The following is a 16,938-nucleotide window of genomic DNA, read 5'->3' on the forward strand; positions in this document are numbered from 1 at the left end:
ATTACCTGAAACGGAGGTTGTTGCGCGACAATTGTTCGATCGAACTGCAGCCCATCAGCTTCATGCCGCGCTCGATCTCGATCCGCATCTGCTCCAGCGCCCGCTCGACGCCCGGCTGTCCGGCCGCCGCCAGGGGGAACAGATAATAGCGGCCGACGCCAACAGCCTTGGCGCCGAGCGACAGCGCCTTCAGCACATGGGTGCCGCGCTGCACGCCGCCATCCATGATGATGTCTATTCTGTCGCCGACGGCATCTACGATCTCGGCCAGCTGGTCGAACGCCGCCCGCGAGCCGTCCAGCTGCCGGCCGCCGTGGTTGGACAGCACAATGCCGCTGCAGCCGATCTCGACGGCGCGCTTGGCATCCTCCACCGACATGACGCCCTTGAGGCAGAACGGACCTCCCCACAGTCTGACCATCTCGGCAACATCGTCCCAGGTCATCGACGGATCGAGCATCTCGGTGAAGTAGCGGCTGATCGACATCGTGCCGCCGCCCATGTCGACATGCTCGTCGAGCTGCGGCAGCTTGAATCCCTCATGGGTGAAATAGTTGATCGCCCAGCCCGGCTTCAGCGCGAACTGCAGCATGCCGGCAAGGTTGAGCTTGAAGGGGATGGCAAAGCCGGTGCGCTTGTCGCGCTCGCGGTTGCCTCCGGTGATGCTGTCGACGGTCAGCATCATCACTTCGACTCCAACCGCTTTCGCCCGCTGCATCATCGCCCGGTTGAGGCCGCGATCCCGGTGGAAATAGAACTGGTAGACCTGCGGGCTGCTGCTGATCTTGCGCGCTTCCTCAAGACTGACGGTGCCGAGCGAGGACACGCCAAACATCGTGCCGAATTTGGCCGAAGCCTTGGCCACCGCGCGCTCGCCTTGATGATGGAACAGCCGCTGCAAGGCGGTCGGCGAGCAATAGACGGGCATGGCCAGCTTCTGGCCCATCACCGTCACCGACATGTCGATCTCGCTTACCCCGCGCAGCACGTTGGGAACGAGGTCGCAGCGCTCGAAGCTCTCGGTGTTGCGGCGGTAGGTGACCTCGTCGTCGGCCGCGCCATCGATGTAGTTGAAGATTGGCCCCGGCAACCGCTGCTGGGCCATGCACCGGAAATCGGAAAAGTTGTGACAGTCGCGTAGCCGCATCATCGATCCCAAATGCCCCTTTAGCCGGCGATCCGCCGGGCGCGCGTGCAATACCAATCGCATGGCGGCGTGCCAACGGACTTCTTACTGGACGGCTGCTGCGCCAAGATGCGAACCATGTCCGGTTTGGCAAGCAAAAAGGGCGTCCGAAGACGCCCTTTCCATTTCCGAGGAATAAGATGCGGCTTAGTGCGCCACGCCTTCCCACACCTTGCGCTTGGTCAGATACATCAGCGCCCCGAACAGAAGCAGAAACACCAGCACGCGGAAGCCGGTCTTCTTGCGGTCTTCCATATGCGGCTCGGCCGCCCACATCAGGAACGCCGAGACGTCGCGCGAATACTGGTCGATCGTCTGCGGCGAACCGTCATCGTAGGTCACCTGGCCGTCGGAGAGCGGCTTGGGCATCTTCAGCGACACGCCGGACATGAAGTATGGATTGTAGTGGGTGCCTTCGGGGATCACCATGCCGGCAGGTGGCGTCTCGTCGTAGCCTGTCAGCAGAGAATGGATGTAGTCCGGGCCGCCCTGCGCATATTGCGTGAAGATGTCGAAGACGAAGCGCGGGAAGCCGCGCTCGACGCCGCGCGCCTTGGCCAGCAGCGACATATCCGGTGGGGCAGCGCCGCCGTTGGAAGCGGCAGCCGCCTCCTCATTGGCGAACGGCGCCGGGAAATGGTCTGACGGCTTGCCCGGCCGGTCGAACATGTCGCCGGCATCGTTGGGTCCATCATGGATGGTGTACTCGGCCGACAGGGACTTGATCTGCGCTTCAGAATAGCCGAGGTCCTCCAGCGTGCGGAACGCCACCAGATTCATCGAGTGGCAGGCCGAGCAGACTTCCTTGTAGACCTTCAAGCCACGCTGCAGCTGCGCCTTGTCGTAGGTGCCGAACGGACCGGCAAAAGTCCAGTCCATCTCCTTCGGCTCGTGGATCGGGAAATGCGTCGGTGCCGCCGCGTTGTGCGCCTCTTCAGCGGCGATCGCCACACTGCCGACGGCTCCGATGCCAGCGGCAAACACGCCTAGCAGGGCGAGCGAGGTGAGAATCTTTTTCATGCCAAATCCCCTTAGATTCTCACTCAGCCTTTGGTTTCCGGCGCCGCGGTCGCACCGGCCGGATGTCCCCCTCCGGCACCCTTGTTCTTCTCCAGCACCGCCTCGGTGATCGAATTCGGCAGTCTGCGTGGCGTCTCGATCAGGCCAAGCACCGGCAGGATGACGAGGAAGAAGGCGAAGTAGAACAGTGTCGCCGCTTGAGCGTAGCCAACGTAGTTGCCCGAGACCTCACCTATCAGGAGGGTCAACAGACCGCCGCCTTCCGCCGGCTGCGAGCCAAGCCAGCCAAGCAGGACAGCGTCTGCGACGAACAGCCAGAAGAACAGCTTGTACCAGGGCCGGTAGACCGCCGAGCGCACCTTGGAGGTGTCGAGCCACGGCACCAGGAACAGCATGACGATGGCGCCGAACATGCACAGCACGCCACCGAGCTTGGAGTTGATCGGCCCGATGTTGAAGGTGATCGCGCGCAGGATCGCGTAGAACGGCAGGAAGTACCATTCCGGCACGATGTGGGCCGGCGTCTTCAGCGGGTTGGCGATCGTGTAATTGTCCGGATGGCCGAGAAAGTTCGGCAGGTAGAAGACGAAATAGGCGAAGAAGAACAGGAACACGATCATGCCGAATGCATCCTTGATGGTCGCATAGGGCGTAAAGGCAACGGTGTCGGTCTTCGATTTCACCTCGATGCCGGTCGGGTTCGACTGGCCGACCACGTGCAGCGCCCAGACGTGCAGCACGACGACGCCGGCAATCATGAACGGCAGCAAATAGTGCAGCGCAAAGAAGCGGTTGAGCGTCGGGTTGTCGACGGCGAAACCGCCGAGCAGCAGTTCCTGGATCCAGTTTCCGACCAGCGGAATGGCGCTGAAGAAGCCGGTGATGACGGTGGCGCCCCAGAAGCTCATCTGACCCCAGGGCAGCACATAGCCCATGAAGCCGGTCGCCATCATCAGCAGATAGATGATGCAGCCGAGGATCCACAGCAGCTCGCGCGGCGCCTTGTAGGAGCCGTAATAAAGCCCGCGGAAGATGTGGATGTAGACGGCGACGAAGAAGAACGAGGCGCCGTTGGAATGCATGTAGCGCAACAGCCAACCGGAATTGACGTCGCGCATGATCTTCTCGACCGAATTGAAGGCGAGATTGGTGTCGGCGGTATAGTGCATGGCGAGCACGATACCGGTCAGGATCTGCGCCACCAGCATGATCGTGAGGATGCCGCCGAAGGTCCACGCATAGTTGAGGTTGCGCGGCACCGGATAAGCGATGAAGCTGTCATAGAGCATGCGCGGCAGCGGCATGCGGGCGTCGAACCAGCGTTCGATACCGGTCTTGGGCGTATAGGTCGAGTGTCCCTCGCTCATCGAAATATCCCCTGCCTCAACCGATAAGGATTTTGGTATCGGAAATGAACTTGAATACCGGCACGGCCATGTTTTCCGGCGCCGGGCCTTTGCGGATGCGGCCGGCGGTATCGTACACCGAACCGTGGCACGGGCAGAACCAGCCGCCGAAATCGCCTTCCTGGCCAAGCGGAATGCAGCCCAGATGCGTGCAAACCTGCACCATCACCATCCAGGTTTCCTTGCCGGGCGTGGTGCGGTTGGCGTCGGTCGCCGGCGCATCGGCGGGCAGATTGGCGTTGCGGGCAATAGGATCCTTGAGGTCGGCAAGGTTCACGGCCTCGCCGTCCTTCATCTCCTGCTCGGTGCGGTTGCGCACCACGACCGGCTTGCCGCGCCATTTGACGATCAGCGACATGCCAGGCGTCAGCGAGGCGACGTCGACCTCGACCGAGGCCAGCGCCAGCGTCGAGGCATCGGGGCGCATCTGGTCGATGAAGGGCCAGGCAACGGCGCCTGCGCCAACCACTGCGGCCATGCCGGTGGCGACGTAGAGAAAATCACGACGGTTGGGATCCTGGGTGTCGGTTGCGCTCACGGGTGCCTGATCCTTTCGCCTCTTCCGAGCCGGCGGCCGAGCTTTGTCCCCGCTCCATCGCGCCGGCCCGACAGCGCATGGCGAACAAGCTAGCGAATTCCTCCGGCATTTGGATTTCGGTTTATGCGTGAAGCCCGTTTTTGTCCAGCGGGCTGAAGCCACAAGGGCAGATTGTCGCGGGCGTTCCGCACGAAGAGAAATTTGACGAGCTTGGCCGAATGTAGCAATATGTCTACATCTTCCGGATGGAGGTGTTGATATGAATATCTCGACGAAGACGATAACCATCATGTCGAGCCGTGAATTCAACCAGGACACGGCGCATGCCAAAAGGGCAGCCAAGAACGGGCCGGTCATCATTACCGACCGCGGCAAGCCCTCCCATGTGCTGATGTCGATGGAGGAATATGAGCGTTTAGGGAAGAAGCCGAGAAGCCTCGCGGACGCGATTGCCGATGATCGCCCCGAAGCAGATTTCGACTGGGAACCACCTCGCCTGGAAGGACCGTTTTTCAAGATTCCCGAACTCGACTGATGTTCATTCTTGACACCAATGTCGTTTCGAATCTGCGTCGTCGGGACAAGGCCGATCGCAACGTTTTGGCCTGGTCAGAGACCCACGACATCGCCAGCTTTTTCATGTCGGTCATTTCGATCCTGGAACTCGAAATCGGAACTTTGCTCTTGTCGAGGAAGGATACTCGCCAGGCCACCATGTACCGTGAGTGGTTGGATCAGACACTCATTCCACAGTTTGACGACCGGATATTGAGCATAGACACGGCTGTTGTCGTGCGTTGCGCAAACCTCCACGTTCCCGATCCAAAGCCGGAGCGCGACGCCCTCATAGCCGCTACCGCGCTCGTCAAAAACTTGACAGTCGTGACCCGCAACACCAAGGATTTTGAAGGCACCGGCGTGAAGCTTTTCAACCCCTGGATACCGACGAAGGGTTAGAGGCTATGGCACACATCATCGACCGCGAGACCTGGACCAGGACGCCCGGCCGCTGGCAGGGCGAACTGCAATGCGGCGCCTACGACTCCAACTCCTGCCTGATTTTCAACTATCAGGAAGAGATTGGCGGCGGCCCGCGCCTGCACACGCATCCCTATTGTGAAATCTTCATCATCCGGCAAGGCACCGGCCTGTTCACGATCGGCGACCAGCAGATAGAGGCCACGGCCGGCCAGATCCTGATCGTGCCGCCCGATACGCCGCACAAATTCACCAATCTTGGCCCAGGCCCGCTCGAAACGACCGACATCCACGAAAACGGCAGCTTCATCACCGAATGGCTGGAATGATTGTTGCCGGCTGGTGACCTCTAGCTTGCACCGAGCCTGACCAGCACGGCCCTTGGGATATCGTATTCGCGGATGGCCGACTCATGCCGGCGCAGGCCGCAGAGTTCACGCTGGATGAAATAGGCGTGCACCGCCGCGGCAGCCTCCTTGAGCAGCCGCGGTCGCTGCTCCTCGTCGCCGTTGTTCTGACGGAGCTTGGCCAGCGTTTCCTCGACCCGTTGGCCGGCACGGCCGAGCGCTGCGGCCTTTTCAGCCAGTATCTCATGGCCGAGGGCGTCGAACGCGGCTTCGGCAGCCGAGGCGCCTAGGGATGGCGGACGCAGTGACATCTCAGCCTCCTTTTATGTCTTGAGAGAGCATCATGCGGTGCGTGACGAATTCTTCGCTCACCACCGGCTGGAAACCAAGCCGTTCATAGAACCCAAAGGCTTCTTGTGGCGCGCGGGTGTTCAGCACGGCAAAATGCTGACGTGCCCTGTCAATGACGGTCTCGACCAGCATGCGGCCAATGCCGCTGCGGCGATGACGCGCGCTGACGAACAGGTGCCTGACCCGGCCGTGGTCCCTGCCTTCGAAATAAGGATCGATGTTCAACCCGCACACACCAGCGAGTTCTCGGCCATGCCATGCACCAAACAGCGCCTCGCCTCGTTTCAGGAACTTGTTGCGGCCGCCCGCCCAGCCATCCGCCAGCCGCACCAGCATCCAGTAGCCTTCCAGCCGGCTCTCCTCCTTCAGCGCATCGAAGGCCGGCGCGGTTGGCCGCAGCCGCTTGAGGACGTAGCCGATATCAGGCGACGCTGCCATGCCCTACTCCGCCGGCCGTGTCTCTTCCAGCACGCTTTCCTCGTGGTAGAGGAAGCCGCCGGACTGCCGCTTCCACAGCCGCGCATAGAGCCCGTCGAGCGCCACCAGCTCGTCATGCGTGCCCTGTTCGACGATGCAGCCTCCGTCCAGCACCACAAGACGGTCGAGCGCGGCGATGGTCGACAGCCGGTGCGCTACGGCGATGACCGTCTTGTTCTCCATCAGCCTGGCCAGATTCTCCTGGATCGCCGCCTCGATGTCGGAATCGAGCGCCGAGGTCGCCTCGTCGAGGATCAGGATCGGCGCATCCTTGAGGAAGACGCGGGCGATCGCGACGCGCTGGCGCTGGCCGCCCGACAGTTTCACGCCGCGCTCGCCGACAAAAGCCTCGTAGCCGGTACGGTCCCGGTTGTCGCGCAGGCCCAATATGAACTCGTGCGCCTCGGCCTTCTTCGCCGCCGCGATCACCTCGGCGTCAGTTGCATCCGGCATGCCGAGCTTGATGTTGTCGCGTAGCGAGCTGTGGAACAGCGCCGTGTCCTGGCTGACCACGCCGATATTGGCGCGCAGCGAGTTCTGCGTCACCTCGGCGACGTCTTGCCCGTCGATCAGGATTTTCCCGCTCTCGAGGTCGTAGAGGCGCAGGATGAGATTGGCTAAGGTCGTCTTGCCCGCACCGGACGGCCCGACCAGCCCGACCTTCTCGCCAGGCTTGACCACAAGGTCGATGCCATTCAGCACGCCAAAACCCTTGCCGTAGTGGAACTCGACATTCTTCACCTCGATGCGGCCGCCGGCGACGACAAGCTCTTTCGCATCCGGCGCATCGACAAGGCCAAGCGGCTGCGAGATCAGCGCCTTGGAGTTTTCCAGGACGCCGAGATTTCGCAATATGCCGTTGAGCTGCATCATCACGCGCCCGAGCAGCATGTTGAGCCGCAAGACCAGCGACAGCGTGAACGCGACGGCGCCGACGGTGATCGACCCTTCGACCCAGAGATAGACGGCAAAGCAGCCAATCGCGGTGATCATGATGCCCGACAGCGTCGTCAGCGCCATGCGCACGCCGGTCAGCCGGCGGGTGAAGGGCCGTAGTGCATCGAGATAGATGTCGAAGCCGTTCTTGATGTAGCGGTCGTCGCCGTCGGCCGAGAATAGCTTCAGCGTCTGCACGTTGGAATAGGAATCGATGATGCGCCCATTGATCATCGAGCCAGCTTCAGCCGTGGCCTCGGCATGCCTGCGGATCGAGGGCAGATAGAGCTTGGCCAGCCAGGCGAACGCGAGGATCCAGATCACCACCAGCACGGCCAGGCGCAGATCCAGCCCGGCGACCAGCGCCAAGGTCGTCACCGTATAGATGAGCATGAACCAGATGACCTCGATGAAGCTCTCCATCAGGTCGCCGGTCGCCTGCCCGGCCTGCCAGACTTTTGTCGCGATACGGCCGGCGAAATCGTTCTGGAAGAAGGTGTAGGACTGCCGCGACACATGCCGGTGCGCCTGCCAGCGCACCAGATTGTAGAAGCCCGGCGTGATCGTCTGTTCGTTGACCAGCGCCGACAGGCCGACGACGACTGTGCGGATGACCGCCACCACGACGATCATGAACACCAGTTCAGGACCGGCGGCGGTCCACAGCGCATTCCAGCTGCGCTCGCCAGGAAGCTGGTCGAGAATATCGACCAGCCGCCCGACGAAGTAGAACAGCCCGGCCTCGATCAGCGGCGCGATGCCGCCGATGACCAGCATGGCGAAGAAGGCGAACTTCGCCTGGCCGACATAGTGCCAGAGGAAGCCGCCGACGCTTGACGGTGGCCGAAGGTCCGCCGGCTCCCTGAACGGATAGACCCAGTCCTCGAACCAGCGATAGACGGCTGTCATCATGCTGACGTCATCACTCTGCGGCTTCACCCTTCACGCCGATGTCGTTGGCAACAGCGTCATTGGCGGCATCGACCGGACCGTCATCGAGCAGGAACCCGCCCGACTGGCGCTGCCAGAGCTGCGCGTAGAGCCCGCCGCTGGCGACGAGTTCCTCGTGCGACCCCTCCTCGATGACACGGCCCTTGTCGAGGACGACGAGCCTGTCCATCGCCGCGATGGTCGACAGCCGGTGCGCAATGGCGATGACGGTCTTGCCTTGCATGAGCTTGTAGAGATTCTCCTGGATGGCGGCCTCGGCTTCGGAATCCAGCGCCGACGTCGCTTCGTCAAGGATAAGTATCGGTGCGTCCTTCAACATAACGCGAGCAATGGCGATGCGTTGCCGCTGGCCGCCGGACAATTTGACGCCGCGGTCGCCGACATGAGCGTCGAGCCCTTTACGTCCGGTGTGATCCGAAAGCCTGCCGATAAACTCCAGCGCCTCGGCCCGCCCGGCTGCCTCGACAAGCATTTCCTCCGTCGCATCGGGCCGCCCGTAAAGAATGTTGTCGCGCACCGAACGATGCAGCAGCGAAGTGTCCTGCGTCACCATGCCGATCTGCGCGCGCAGCGAATCCTGCGTCACCGAAGCGATCTCCTGGCCGTCGATCAGGATCCGGCCGTTCTCGAGGTCGTAGAACCGCAACAGGAGATTGACCAGCGTCGACTTGCCCGCACCCGAGCGCCCGACAATGCCGACTTTCTCGCCGGGCTTCACCGTCAGCGACAGGTTCTCGATGACGCCCTTCTGCTTGCCATAGTGGAAACGAATGTCGTCGAAGCGGATCTCGCCCTTGGTGACGGCAATGTCCTTCGCCCCCGGCCGGTCTTCGACCAGGCGCGGCAGCGAGATCGAGGCGATGCCGTCTTGCACCGTGCCGATGTTCTCGAACAGGCTCGACATTTCCCACATGATCCACTGCGACATGCCCCACATACGGAGCACGAGGCCGATGACCACGGCGACGGCACCGATCGTCACCGCCTGGCCGAGCCACAGCCACAGCGCCAGCGCCGTCACCGAAAACAGGAGCAGCGCGTTGAGGATATAGAGCAGCCCGTAAAGCACCGTCACCAGCCGCATCGACCGGTAGACCGTGTCGAGGAAGCCTGCCATGCCTTCTCTCGCGAACGTTGCTTCGCGCCGTGCATGGGAAAACAACTTGACCGTCTGGATGTTGGTGTAGCTGTCGACGACGCGGCCGGTCATCGTCGAGCGCGCATTGGCCTGCGCCTCGCCGACCTTGCCCAGCTTCGGGATGATATAGCGCAACAACCCGATATAGCCGAGCAGCCAGACGCCGAGAGGTGCCGCCAGCCGCAAGTCGGCCGAGCCGACGATGAACAGCATGCCGAGGAAATAGACGATGACGTAATTGAGCACCTCGATCACCTTGATGACGCATTCGCGCACGGCGAGTGCCGTCTGCATCAGCTTGGTGGCGATGCGGCCGGCAAATTCGTCCTGGTAGAAGCTCATCGACTGCTTCAAGAGATAACGATGCACCTGCCATCGGATGCGCATGGGGTAGTTGCCCATCAGCGTCTGCTGGTTGAGCAAAGAATGCAGCCATACCGTACCCGGCAGCGCGAACAGCACGACGAAGGCCATGCCGGCGAGCTTCCAGCTCTCGGTCTGCAGGAAGGTTTCGCGGTTCTGCCCGGACAGCCAGTCGACGATGTGGCCCATGAAGCCGAACATCCACACTTCCGCGATGGCAATCGCCGTCACCAGCACCGCATCGACGATGATGTATGGCCAGGCGCCGCGCGTATAATGCACGCAGAAGGCAACCAGCGTCTTCGGCGGCTCGACCGGTTCCGCTGCGGGGAACGGATCGAGCCTTCTTTCAAACCAGCTAAACATAGGGATGCTCACAAAACTGTTGTCCGCTCATGCGGCGCGGGAAAAATCCCCGGGGCGCTCCGCGTCCCCAGACCGTACGTCGGCGGGGACTGACGGCCCGGAATCACCCGGGCCATCGGTCCTGCTTCGCGCAATATAGGGACTTGCGGGCTTTTCACCGACAGAAGCGTTCGACTGAACTGACGGCACGCCGCCGCCAGTCCGGTTTTTCGCGCCCGGCCGGATCAGCCGGATGATCCGGCGCACCAGCGACGGCCGGCTGTGGTCGGGAACCGCACGCGAGAAATCGACATCCGGCAACATGCCGCGATGCGGACGCCGGCGCGTCTGCGCGTGAACCGCCGACGAATAGGTCTCGCCGACCAGCAACGCCCAGGTCGCCGTCTTGCGTTCGTGCAGGCTTCTTGAACCAGGTATCTTATAGGGATCGAACATCGGTCCGTCCTCCGTGTGAAAATAGACATAAAAAGGCGAAGCAATGTCGTGCGCCGGCATTCGGCCGGAGGCACGGATTGCATCCGTCGGGACACGAGGATAGGCCTCGGTCGCGACATGCTCAGCTGGGGCGCTTGGCCCCTTTAACCGGTTGAAAAACATCGCAGGATTCCTTCGAGAGCCGAAAATTGGGTTCGGCGGGAATCGGTGCGATCAGATCTAAGAAATCAGGTAAATCGTCGTACCGAAACCGCCGGAAGGCAGGTAAGCCCACGGGAGGGGCGCTGGATGTGCATGGTCATCATGAAATACCCCTCCATCGGTTCGGGTTGACAATGCGTGCGGTATAATCGACTTCGCAGAAAATGGCCACCCGCAGGTCCAGCAATTTCCAAAACCAGCCACCCGCTGTGGCCGATCTGCCACTTATTAGAAAGACGCGGAAATGAACCACCGTCTCCGCATCGCCCTCTACCAGCCTGACATCGCCGGCAACACCGGAACTATCCTGCGCTTCGCCGCCTGCCTCGGCCTTGGCGTCGACATCATCGAACCAGCCGGGTTTCCGCTCTCCGACAAAGCGCTCAAGCGTGCCGGGATGGACTACCTCGAAACGGCTGCCCTGACCCGCCATGTCGACTGGAACGCCTTCGAGGATTGGCGCAAGGGCGAAGCCTGCCGGCTGGTGCTGCTCACCACCAAAGCCGCGACCCCCTATGGGGGCTTCAGCTTCGCCCAAGGCGACATCCTGCTGTTCGGCCGCGAATCCGCCGGCGTGCCGGATCCTGTCCATCAGGCGGCGGATGCGCGGCTGACGATCCCGATGCAGCCGGGCACGCGCAGCATCAACGTCGCGCTGTCGGTCGCCATGGTCGCCGGTGAAGCCATCCGGCAGCTCGGCTAGACCCTTCAGCGCGTTGTCGTCATCGCCAACGGCCGTTGCGTCTTGCATCATTCTCACCCAGGCGCACATCGCCTTCTCCTCAATTGCCCTATCGACGTTTCCTGGCTACAAGCTTAACTTAAGTTGAGGTCAAGCGGAAAATCGAGATGGCTCCGGTAAAGGAATTGACGGTCGGCCAGGTGGCGATGCGCAGCGGCGTGGCGGTGTCGGCGCTGCATTTCTACGAGGCGCGCGGGCTGATCCGCAGCCACCGCACCTCGGGCAACCAGCGGCGCTATGGCCGCGACGTGCTGCGGCGGGTGGCGATCATCCGGATCGCCCAGGAGGTCGGCATTTCGCTGGCCGAGATCGGCGCCGCACTTGAATCGCTCCCAGAAGGCCGTACCCCGACGCGCGAGGACTGGAACCTGTTGTCGACCGGCTGGCGCGACGACCTCGATCGCAAGATCACTCAGCTAAAGAAGCTGCGCGACGGCCTGACCGACTGCATCGGCTGCGGCTGCATGTCGATCGACAAATGCCCGCTGCGAAACAGGGAAGATCGCTTGAGTGCGCAAGGGCCGGGCGCAAGGCGACTGCTGGTGGGGTCCTAATCCGCCGCCGGCAGCCGCCGTATCGTGAATTCTATGACGTCGCCCGGCCGTTCGAACCAGCTTTCGATCTCGGTCCAGTAGGCCTGCTTGGGAAAGCGTTCGAACCATTCCTTGGCTTTGAGCCGCGCATCGGGGCGCGGCAAGACAAAGGTCTCCCGCAAAAACCCGTCACGCGGCATGCGCTCGCGCTCGGCGCGTGAACGATCGAGCCTTTTCTTCAGGCCATGCAGCGGCGGTCTTGCCGGCGTGCGCATGAAAGAACTCCTGGGCCGAACCAGATGACACTTGACCCTTGCCCCTAAGAGATTAGGGATCGCGCCCGGAAAAGGCTAGTGCTCCGATTCCAACATTCGCCTTCCTAATCCCCAGTCGCCGTTGCGAACGTTGGAATCACAAGGACCACTAGCAAGTTTATGTTTCTGGTGGAGTTCTCGAATTTGACATTTGCGCCGTGCCCTGCGCCACGCTGTGTGCAAATCTCAAATTCACTCCACTAGGTCCTTTGTCGGCTGCGACCGGAGACAGCATTTTGGAACGACCAGAAATACCGGCAGGCCTGCCAGCCGACATCGAACAGAAGAAAATGAAGGCCAGGCTCTGGTTCGAGACGCTGCGGGAGCGCATCTGCACCACCTTCGAGCAGATCGAGCAGGACTTGACCGGTCCGCTGGCCGAATGGTCGCCCGGCCGCTTCGAAAAGACGCCGTGGGAACGAGACCATGGCAAGGGCGGCGGCGGCGCCATGTCGATGATGCGCGGCCGCGTCTTCGAGAAGGTCGGCGTCCATACTTCGACCGTCTATGGCGAATTCTCGCCCGAATTCAGGAAGCAGATGCCCGGCGCCGAGGAAGACCCGAGCTTCTGGGCATCAGGCATTTCGTTGATCGCGCATCCCTGGAACCCCAACGTGCCGGCCGTGCACATGAACACCCGCATGGTCGTGACGTCGCGCCACTGGTTTGGCGGCGGCGCCGATCTGACGCCGGTGCTCGACCGCAACCGCACGGAAGATCACCCCGACACGGTCGCCTTCCATCGAGCCATGCAGTTCGCCTGCGAGAAGAACGCTGCGATCGCCGACCACCCCAAATTCAAGGCCTGGTGCGACGAGTATTTCTATCTGCCGCACCGCCACGAGCCGCGCGGCGTCGGCGGCATCTTTTTCGACTGGCTGCATTCGGGGGAGGAGAAAGGCGGCTGGAATGCCGATTTGAACTTCGTCCAGGATGTCGGGCGTTCTTTCCTTGTCGTCTACGGACACCTGGTTCGCGCCCATTTCAACGAGAACTGGACCGACGACGACCGCGACGAGCAGCTCATTCGCCGCGGCCGTTACGCAGAATTCAACTTGCTTCACGATCGCGGCACCATTTTCGGCCTGAAGACCGGGGGCAATGTCGCCTCGATCCTGTCCAGCCTGCCGCCGGAGGTCAGGTGGCCGTAAACTATCGGTGAGCGCAACGTGAGCCACAATGGCGTCCCATTCGCCGAATCTTGGGATGGAATGTGGCGCAGCGACTATCTTTTTCGTCTAATAGGCAGTTGGAATAAAACGACTATTTGTCGTTTCCGGGCCGGGAAGCGCCGGCGGTTCCCTTGAGAGCAATGAAGGGTGTCGCGACACGACGCTACCGGACGGCCCTGAACAAGGCGGAGCATTTTCCCAAACGAATGCCCGCATTTTCCAGGAGTACTTACCATGCGAAAGCTCATTGTATCGGCAACCGCCGCTGCACTTCTCGCTTCCGGCTCGATTGCCTTTGCCGCGGTCAAGCACACCACGGGCACGGTCAAGACCTATGATGGCACGGCCATGAGCCTTGTTCTGGACGATGGATCCACCTTCACGCTGCCCCAGACCTTCAAGGATCCAGGCTTGAAGGCCGGCGAAAAGGTCCGCGTTTCCTGGGACATGAGCGGCAAGAACAAGGTTGCCGAGTCCGTCAAGATCGTGAAGTGATGGGGACAAGACCGAACGGTCTTGCCTTGGCTTAGCCTGACAAGAGGGGGCGGAGCAGCGCTGCTCCGCCTTTTCGCACCCACGGCAACCAAAACCGTCGAACCGTGTTATGCTAGCTCCCCCGTGCGTGCCCCCGAAACCGACTGCTGTGACAGGGCGCGGAACAGAGATGGCGGAGCTTCGTGTGCCCATGAGAGGCACAGGCTCCAAGGAGGAAAAGGAGAAAACCCCATGAAGGAATTCCATTGCGGCTCGCTGGTTCCCGGCTGTGAGTGGCACACCCGTGCCGGTGAGGAAGCCGAGGTCATGCGCCGCGCCGTCGACCATATGCGCGAGACACATGGCGAAACGGTCATTCGCGAGACGATGATCGAGGCGATCCGCTCGCGCATCGAGAAAGTTCGCGACGCGGCCTGAGCAGTCCTATCTGGCCTTCAAGGCTTCCGCGGCGCGCTCCAGCAGCGCGTCGCGATCGAGCGCAAAGCCGGACCCGATCCATTCCTTTTCCAGGTTTTTCAGGATCGCACCGAGTATTGGCCCCGGCGACGCGCCAAGCGCCGTCAGATCGCCGCCCTTGACTGGGAACACCGGTTTTTCCCATTTCAGCGCAAAAGCGAGCAGGCGCGAAAACCCGCCGGCCTGAACCAGCGCGTCATTGTCCTCGAGAGCCCGCGCTCGCGCCGACGCCAGCGACAGCCGCAGGCGATCGAGAAAACCCTGGCGCTCGCCGGAATAGAGTTTCTTGGCCAGTTCCGCTTCGCTTGTCTTGGGCTCGACGGCAGCCGTCAGCGCCCAGTGGCGCAGGCGCTCCGCCTCAGTGGTCGAAAGTTTCAGCCGCTCGGCCAGTGTCTTCATCCGCGCCGCATCGGGCGGCACGATCGCCTCCAGCCTGAGCAGCGGCTCCGGCGCCCAGCCCAGATCCTTCTCTGTCTTGGTCAGCCCATGAATGGCATCGATGCCCCATTTCTCGCTTTCCGGCAGGGCGCTGGTGAGCACGCCGGCCTGGCGCATCCACAGCAAGGCGCGCGACGGATCTGGGGCCGATAACAACTTCTTCAGCTCGGACCAGATGCGTTCGGCCGAGAGATGGGCGAGACCGTCCTTGAGCCGGGCGCAGGCCTTCAATCCCTCGGCATCGGGCCGACCCTCGCCATACCAGGCGAAAAAGCGGAAGAAACGCAGGATGCGCAGATAGTCTTCGCGGATCCGCTGCTCGGCATCGCCAATGAAGCGCAGCCTTCGTGCCTCGATATCGCCGACGCCGCCGACCAGGTCCACGACCGTCCCGTCAGCCTCCGCATAGAGCGCGTTGATGGTGAAATCGCGCCGTTCGGCGTCGGCCTTCCAGTCGCGGCCGAACGACACTTTGGCGCGGCGGCCATCGGTCTCGATGTCGGCGCGCAGCGTGGTGACCTCATAGGGCGCGCCGCCGGCAATCACCGTGATCGTGCCGTGCTCGATGCCGGTCGGCACCGCCTTGAAGCCCGCCGCCTCGGCGCGGCGAACGGTTTCCTCGGGCAGGCAAGTGGTAGCAACGTCGATATCGGCGACCAGCTGCCCAATCAGCGCATTGCGCACCGCGCCGCCCGCGATGCGGGCTTCCTCGCCGCCCTGCGCCAGCACGGCAAGCAGCCGCTGCAGATGCTTTTCACCCAGCCAGTCGGCTCTGCCCGCCAGCGATATCGGATCACTCAAGCATAGAGCCTTTCATAGAGCGTGCGGATGATGCCGGCGGTGACGCCCCAGATGCGCTGGCCGCCATAGGGCATATCGTAGAAGAACCATTCCAGGTCGTTCCACATGCGGCTGTCCCTGGTGTGGTTGGCCGGATCCATCAGGAACGAAAGCGGCACTTCGAAGGCGGCGTCGACCTCGTCGGAATTGAGCGACAGCGTAAAACCGGGCTCGACGATCGCCAGCACCGGCGCGATGCGATAGCCGCTGCCGGCGACATAATCGGGCATGCGGCCGATGATCTCGATGCGGTCATGGCCGAGGCCGATCTCCTCGAAGGTCTCGCGCAAGGCCGCTGCTTCCGGGGTCGCATCGGTGGGATCAATGGTGCCGCCAGGAAAAGCCACCTGCCCGGAATGGCTGCGCAGTTTTTCCGCCCGCTTGGTCAAAAGCACGGTCGCATCGCGTCCATGATCGACGACCGGGATCAGCACCGCGGCGTCGCGCAGCGCTTTGAGCTGCGTCAACCGTGGATGGCCGGGGTTGAAGCGATGATCGCCATAATCGTCGCCGGCATGGGCTTCAGCTTGCGCGGCGACCCGCGCGCGAAAATCCGCTGTGGAAAACGGCGGCGGCCTCACCTGATCCATCATGCGCTCAGCCGCTTCAGTTTTTCCGCCGGCATGATCGGATAGATTTCGCCTTTCGAGCGCACGGCAAACATCGTCTTGCCGCCGATATCGATCTCCTCGCCATGCTCGACCAGTTCGTACATCACCGGCCGCGCCACCAGCGCTTCCAGCCTCCCGCGCACCAGCACATAGGGCTTCAGGCCGCCGGTCTCGTTCTCGTCGACGAAGCGCAGCGGATGGCCAGGTCCGGCCTCGACGACATCGCCGACATTGGTGCGGAAAGTGATGGTCTGCTCGGCGCCGGCGCCGGAAACATCCATTTCAACCGCGATGAAAGGCGCGTCCACGACGCGGATGCCGACCCGTTCGACCGGCGTCACCAGATAGGTCCTGCCATCCTCGTCCTTGCGCAGCACGCTGGAAAACAGCTGCACCAGCGGCATGCGGCCGATCGGCGTGCCGAGATAGAACCACGTTCCGTCTTGTTTGATCTCCATGTCGAGATCGCCGCAAAAGTCGGGATTCCAGCGCTCCACCGGCGCCGCGCCCTTGCCGGCGCGAGCCGCACGCGAGATCAACGCTTCGAGACCGCGCGCCTCGGTTGCGGCAGCAAGGCTGTGTTCGCGATGTTCGGAGCGTTCCGTCATGGTCACGAAATAGTCACTGTTGTTCCGCTTGTCAGC

Annotated in this window: 21 protein-coding genes; 8 read left to right on the forward strand and 13 right to left on the reverse strand. The window is 62.2% G+C overall.

Going from position 1 to position 16,938, the window contains the following annotated elements; all coding sequences use genetic code 11:
- Window position 1: 1 nt before the first annotated feature.
- From ACYG97_RS16025 to petA, 4 genes are all read right to left on the reverse strand, one after another.
- Complete coding sequence (locus ACYG97_RS16025; RefSeq protein WP_023733358.1) at window positions 2-1,147, reverse strand: alpha-hydroxy acid oxidase; 1,146 nt, start codon at window positions 1,145-1,147, stop codon at window positions 2-4.
- 186 nt (window positions 1,148-1,333) lie between these two features.
- On the reverse strand, window positions 1,334-2,206 hold the full coding sequence (locus ACYG97_RS16030) for a cytochrome c1 (RefSeq protein ID WP_023670029.1): 873 nt from the start codon (window positions 2,204-2,206) through the stop codon (window positions 1,334-1,336).
- 23 nt (window positions 2,207-2,229) lie between these two features.
- On the reverse strand, window positions 2,230-3,573 hold the full coding sequence (locus ACYG97_RS16035) for a cytochrome b (protein ID WP_023733359.1): 1,344 nt from the start codon (window positions 3,571-3,573) through the stop codon (window positions 2,230-2,232).
- Window positions 3,574-3,589: 16 nt separating this feature from the next.
- The gene (gene petA / locus ACYG97_RS16040) at window positions 3,590-4,150 is read right to left on the reverse strand and encodes a ubiquinol-cytochrome c reductase iron-sulfur subunit (RefSeq protein ID WP_023733360.1); all 561 of its coding nucleotides are present in this window, start codon (window positions 4,148-4,150) and stop codon (window positions 3,590-3,592) included.
- Window positions 4,151-4,409: 259 nt separating this feature from the next.
- Between petA and ACYG97_RS16045 the strand changes: the two genes are divergently transcribed.
- The 3 genes from ACYG97_RS16045 to ACYG97_RS16055 are packed head-to-tail and all read left to right on the forward strand — an operon-like array spanning window position 4,410 to window position 5,457.
- Complete coding sequence (locus ACYG97_RS16045; RefSeq protein ID WP_031199226.1) at window positions 4,410-4,685, forward strand: type II toxin-antitoxin system Phd/YefM family antitoxin; 276 nt, start codon at window positions 4,410-4,412, stop codon at window positions 4,683-4,685.
- Complete coding sequence (locus tag ACYG97_RS16050) at window positions 4,685-5,107, forward strand: type II toxin-antitoxin system VapC family toxin (protein ID WP_023670025.1); 423 nt, start codon at window positions 4,685-4,687, stop codon at window positions 5,105-5,107. Before ACYG97_RS16045 ends, ACYG97_RS16050 begins: the two co-directional genes overlap by 1 nt.
- Before the next feature lie 5 nt (window positions 5,108-5,112).
- Window positions 5,113-5,457, forward strand: coding sequence for a cupin domain-containing protein (locus ACYG97_RS16055; protein ID WP_023683696.1), 345 nt, complete (start codon window positions 5,113-5,115; stop codon window positions 5,455-5,457).
- A 20-nt stretch (window positions 5,458-5,477) separates the two neighbouring features.
- Here ACYG97_RS16055 and ACYG97_RS16060 read toward each other — a convergent pair whose 3' ends face one another.
- Genes ACYG97_RS16060 through ACYG97_RS16080 form a run of 5 tightly spaced genes read right to left on the reverse strand, consistent with a single transcriptional unit; the run spans window position 5,478 to window position 10,492 of the window.
- Window positions 5,478-5,786, reverse strand: coding sequence for a DUF6665 family protein (locus ACYG97_RS16060; RefSeq protein ID WP_023670023.1), 309 nt, complete (start codon window positions 5,784-5,786; stop codon window positions 5,478-5,480).
- A 1-nt stretch (window position 5,787) separates the two neighbouring features.
- On the reverse strand, window positions 5,788-6,264 hold the full coding sequence (locus ACYG97_RS16065) for a GNAT family N-acetyltransferase (protein ID WP_023733361.1): 477 nt from the start codon (window positions 6,262-6,264) through the stop codon (window positions 5,788-5,790).
- A gap of 3 nt (window positions 6,265-6,267) precedes the next feature.
- Complete coding sequence (locus ACYG97_RS16070; protein ID WP_023733362.1) at window positions 6,268-8,151, reverse strand: ABC transporter ATP-binding protein; 1,884 nt, start codon at window positions 8,149-8,151, stop codon at window positions 6,268-6,270.
- Between the two features lie 10 nt (window positions 8,152-8,161).
- Window positions 8,162-10,057, reverse strand: a complete 1,896-nt coding sequence (locus tag ACYG97_RS16075) for an ABC transporter ATP-binding protein (RefSeq protein ID WP_023713950.1) — start codon at window positions 10,055-10,057, stop codon at window positions 8,162-8,164.
- 27 nt (window positions 10,058-10,084) lie between these two features.
- Window positions 10,085-10,492, reverse strand: a complete 408-nt coding sequence (locus tag ACYG97_RS16080; protein WP_023683691.1) for a hypothetical protein — start codon at window positions 10,490-10,492, stop codon at window positions 10,085-10,087.
- A 445-nt stretch (window positions 10,493-10,937) separates the two neighbouring features.
- Between ACYG97_RS16080 and ACYG97_RS16085 the strand changes: the two genes are divergently transcribed.
- Window positions 10,938-11,396: a tRNA (cytidine(34)-2'-O)-methyltransferase gene (locus tag ACYG97_RS16085; protein ID WP_023683690.1), complete on the forward strand. Its 459-nt coding sequence runs from the start codon at window positions 10,938-10,940 to the stop codon at window positions 11,394-11,396.
- A 146-nt stretch (window positions 11,397-11,542) separates the two neighbouring features.
- Complete coding sequence (gene soxR / locus ACYG97_RS16090; protein ID WP_023683689.1) at window positions 11,543-11,989, forward strand: redox-sensitive transcriptional activator SoxR; 447 nt, start codon at window positions 11,543-11,545, stop codon at window positions 11,987-11,989.
- Here the strand turns inward: soxR and ACYG97_RS16095 are convergent.
- Window positions 11,986-12,243, reverse strand: coding sequence for a hypothetical protein (locus ACYG97_RS16095; protein WP_023683688.1), 258 nt, complete (start codon window positions 12,241-12,243; stop codon window positions 11,986-11,988). The two genes, soxR and ACYG97_RS16095, sit on opposite strands and share 4 nt — an antisense overlap.
- A 275-nt stretch (window positions 12,244-12,518) precedes the next feature.
- Here ACYG97_RS16095 and hemF point away from each other — a divergent pair, with 275 nt between their 5' ends.
- From hemF to ACYG97_RS16110, 3 genes are all read left to right on the forward strand, one after another.
- A complete protein-coding gene (gene hemF, locus ACYG97_RS16100) occupies window positions 12,519-13,433 on the forward strand; it encodes an oxygen-dependent coproporphyrinogen oxidase (RefSeq protein ID WP_023683687.1) in 915 nt (304 codons plus the stop codon).
- Between the two features lie 255 nt (window positions 13,434-13,688).
- The gene (locus ACYG97_RS16105) at window positions 13,689-13,949 is read left to right on the forward strand and encodes a DUF1344 domain-containing protein (RefSeq protein ID WP_023683686.1); all 261 of its coding nucleotides are present in this window, start codon (window positions 13,689-13,691) and stop codon (window positions 13,947-13,949) included.
- 231 nt (window positions 13,950-14,180) lie between these two features.
- A complete protein-coding gene (locus ACYG97_RS16110; RefSeq protein ID WP_023670013.1) occupies window positions 14,181-14,366 on the forward strand; it encodes a DUF1059 domain-containing protein in 186 nt (61 codons plus the stop codon).
- 6 nt (window positions 14,367-14,372) lie between these two features.
- On the opposite strand, the gene ACYG97_RS16115 is transcribed toward ACYG97_RS16110, so the two are convergent.
- The 3 genes from ACYG97_RS16115 to ACYG97_RS16125 are packed head-to-tail and all read right to left on the reverse strand — an operon-like array spanning window position 14,373 to window position 16,902.
- The gene (locus ACYG97_RS16115) at window positions 14,373-15,644 is read right to left on the reverse strand and encodes a CCA tRNA nucleotidyltransferase (RefSeq protein WP_031197570.1); all 1,272 of its coding nucleotides are present in this window, start codon (window positions 15,642-15,644) and stop codon (window positions 14,373-14,375) included.
- Window positions 15,641-16,273, reverse strand: a complete 633-nt coding sequence (locus ACYG97_RS16120) for a CoA pyrophosphatase (protein WP_023683684.1) — start codon at window positions 16,271-16,273, stop codon at window positions 15,641-15,643. The genes ACYG97_RS16115 and ACYG97_RS16120 overlap by 4 nt, the downstream gene beginning before the upstream one ends.
- Complete coding sequence (locus tag ACYG97_RS16125; RefSeq protein WP_023670010.1) at window positions 16,273-16,902, reverse strand: DUF1285 domain-containing protein; 630 nt, start codon at window positions 16,900-16,902, stop codon at window positions 16,273-16,275. The genes ACYG97_RS16120 and ACYG97_RS16125 overlap by 1 nt, the downstream gene beginning before the upstream one ends.
- Between the last annotated feature and the right edge of the window lie 36 nt (window positions 16,903-16,938).

The sequence above is a fragment of the Mesorhizobium sp. W067 genome, from assembly GCF_054719525.1.

Coding starts and splice junctions, on each gene's coding strand:
- ACYG97_RS16025 (WP_023733358.1), bottom strand. CDS start 1,147: ATGCGGCTACGCGACTGTCACAACTTTTCCGATTTCCGGTGCATGGCC.
- ACYG97_RS16070 (WP_023733362.1), bottom strand. CDS start 8,151: ATGATGACAGCCGTCTATCGCTGGTTCGAGGACTGGGTCTATCCGTTC.
- ACYG97_RS16105 (WP_023683686.1), top strand. CDS start 13,689: ATGCGAAAGCTCATTGTATCGGCAACCGCCGCTGCACTTCTCGCTTCC.
- ACYG97_RS16030 (WP_023670029.1), bottom strand. CDS start 2,206: ATGAAAAAGATTCTCACCTCGCTCGCCCTGCTAGGCGTGTTTGCCGCT.
- ACYG97_RS16125 (WP_023670010.1), bottom strand. CDS start 16,902: ATGACGGAACGCTCCGAACATCGCGAACACAGCCTTGCTGCCGCAACC.
- ACYG97_RS16085 (WP_023683690.1), top strand. CDS start 10,938: ATGAACCACCGTCTCCGCATCGCCCTCTACCAGCCTGACATCGCCGGC.
- ACYG97_RS16050 (WP_023670025.1), top strand. CDS start 4,685: ATGTTCATTCTTGACACCAATGTCGTTTCGAATCTGCGTCGTCGGGAC.
- ACYG97_RS16110 (WP_023670013.1), top strand. CDS start 14,181: ATGAAGGAATTCCATTGCGGCTCGCTGGTTCCCGGCTGTGAGTGGCAC.
- ACYG97_RS16095 (WP_023683688.1), bottom strand. CDS start 12,243: ATGCGCACGCCGGCAAGACCGCCGCTGCATGGCCTGAAGAAAAGGCTC.
- ACYG97_RS16120 (WP_023683684.1), bottom strand. CDS start 16,273: ATGGATCAGGTGAGGCCGCCGCCGTTTTCCACAGCGGATTTTCGCGCG.
- ACYG97_RS16065 (WP_023733361.1), bottom strand. CDS start 6,264: ATGGCAGCGTCGCCTGATATCGGCTACGTCCTCAAGCGGCTGCGGCCA.
- ACYG97_RS16045 (WP_031199226.1), top strand. CDS start 4,410: ATGAATATCTCGACGAAGACGATAACCATCATGTCGAGCCGTGAATTC.
- ACYG97_RS16075 (WP_023713950.1), bottom strand. CDS start 10,057: ATGTTTAGCTGGTTTGAAAGAAGGCTCGATCCGTTCCCCGCAGCGGAA.
- ACYG97_RS16055 (WP_023683696.1), top strand. CDS start 5,113: ATGGCACACATCATCGACCGCGAGACCTGGACCAGGACGCCCGGCCGC.
- soxR (WP_023683689.1), top strand. CDS start 11,543: ATGGCTCCGGTAAAGGAATTGACGGTCGGCCAGGTGGCGATGCGCAGC.
- ACYG97_RS16060 (WP_023670023.1), bottom strand. CDS start 5,786: ATGTCACTGCGTCCGCCATCCCTAGGCGCCTCGGCTGCCGAAGCCGCG.
- ACYG97_RS16080 (WP_023683691.1), bottom strand. CDS start 10,492: ATGTTCGATCCCTATAAGATACCTGGTTCAAGAAGCCTGCACGAACGC.
- ACYG97_RS16035 (WP_023733359.1), bottom strand. CDS start 3,573: ATGAGCGAGGGACACTCGACCTATACGCCCAAGACCGGTATCGAACGC.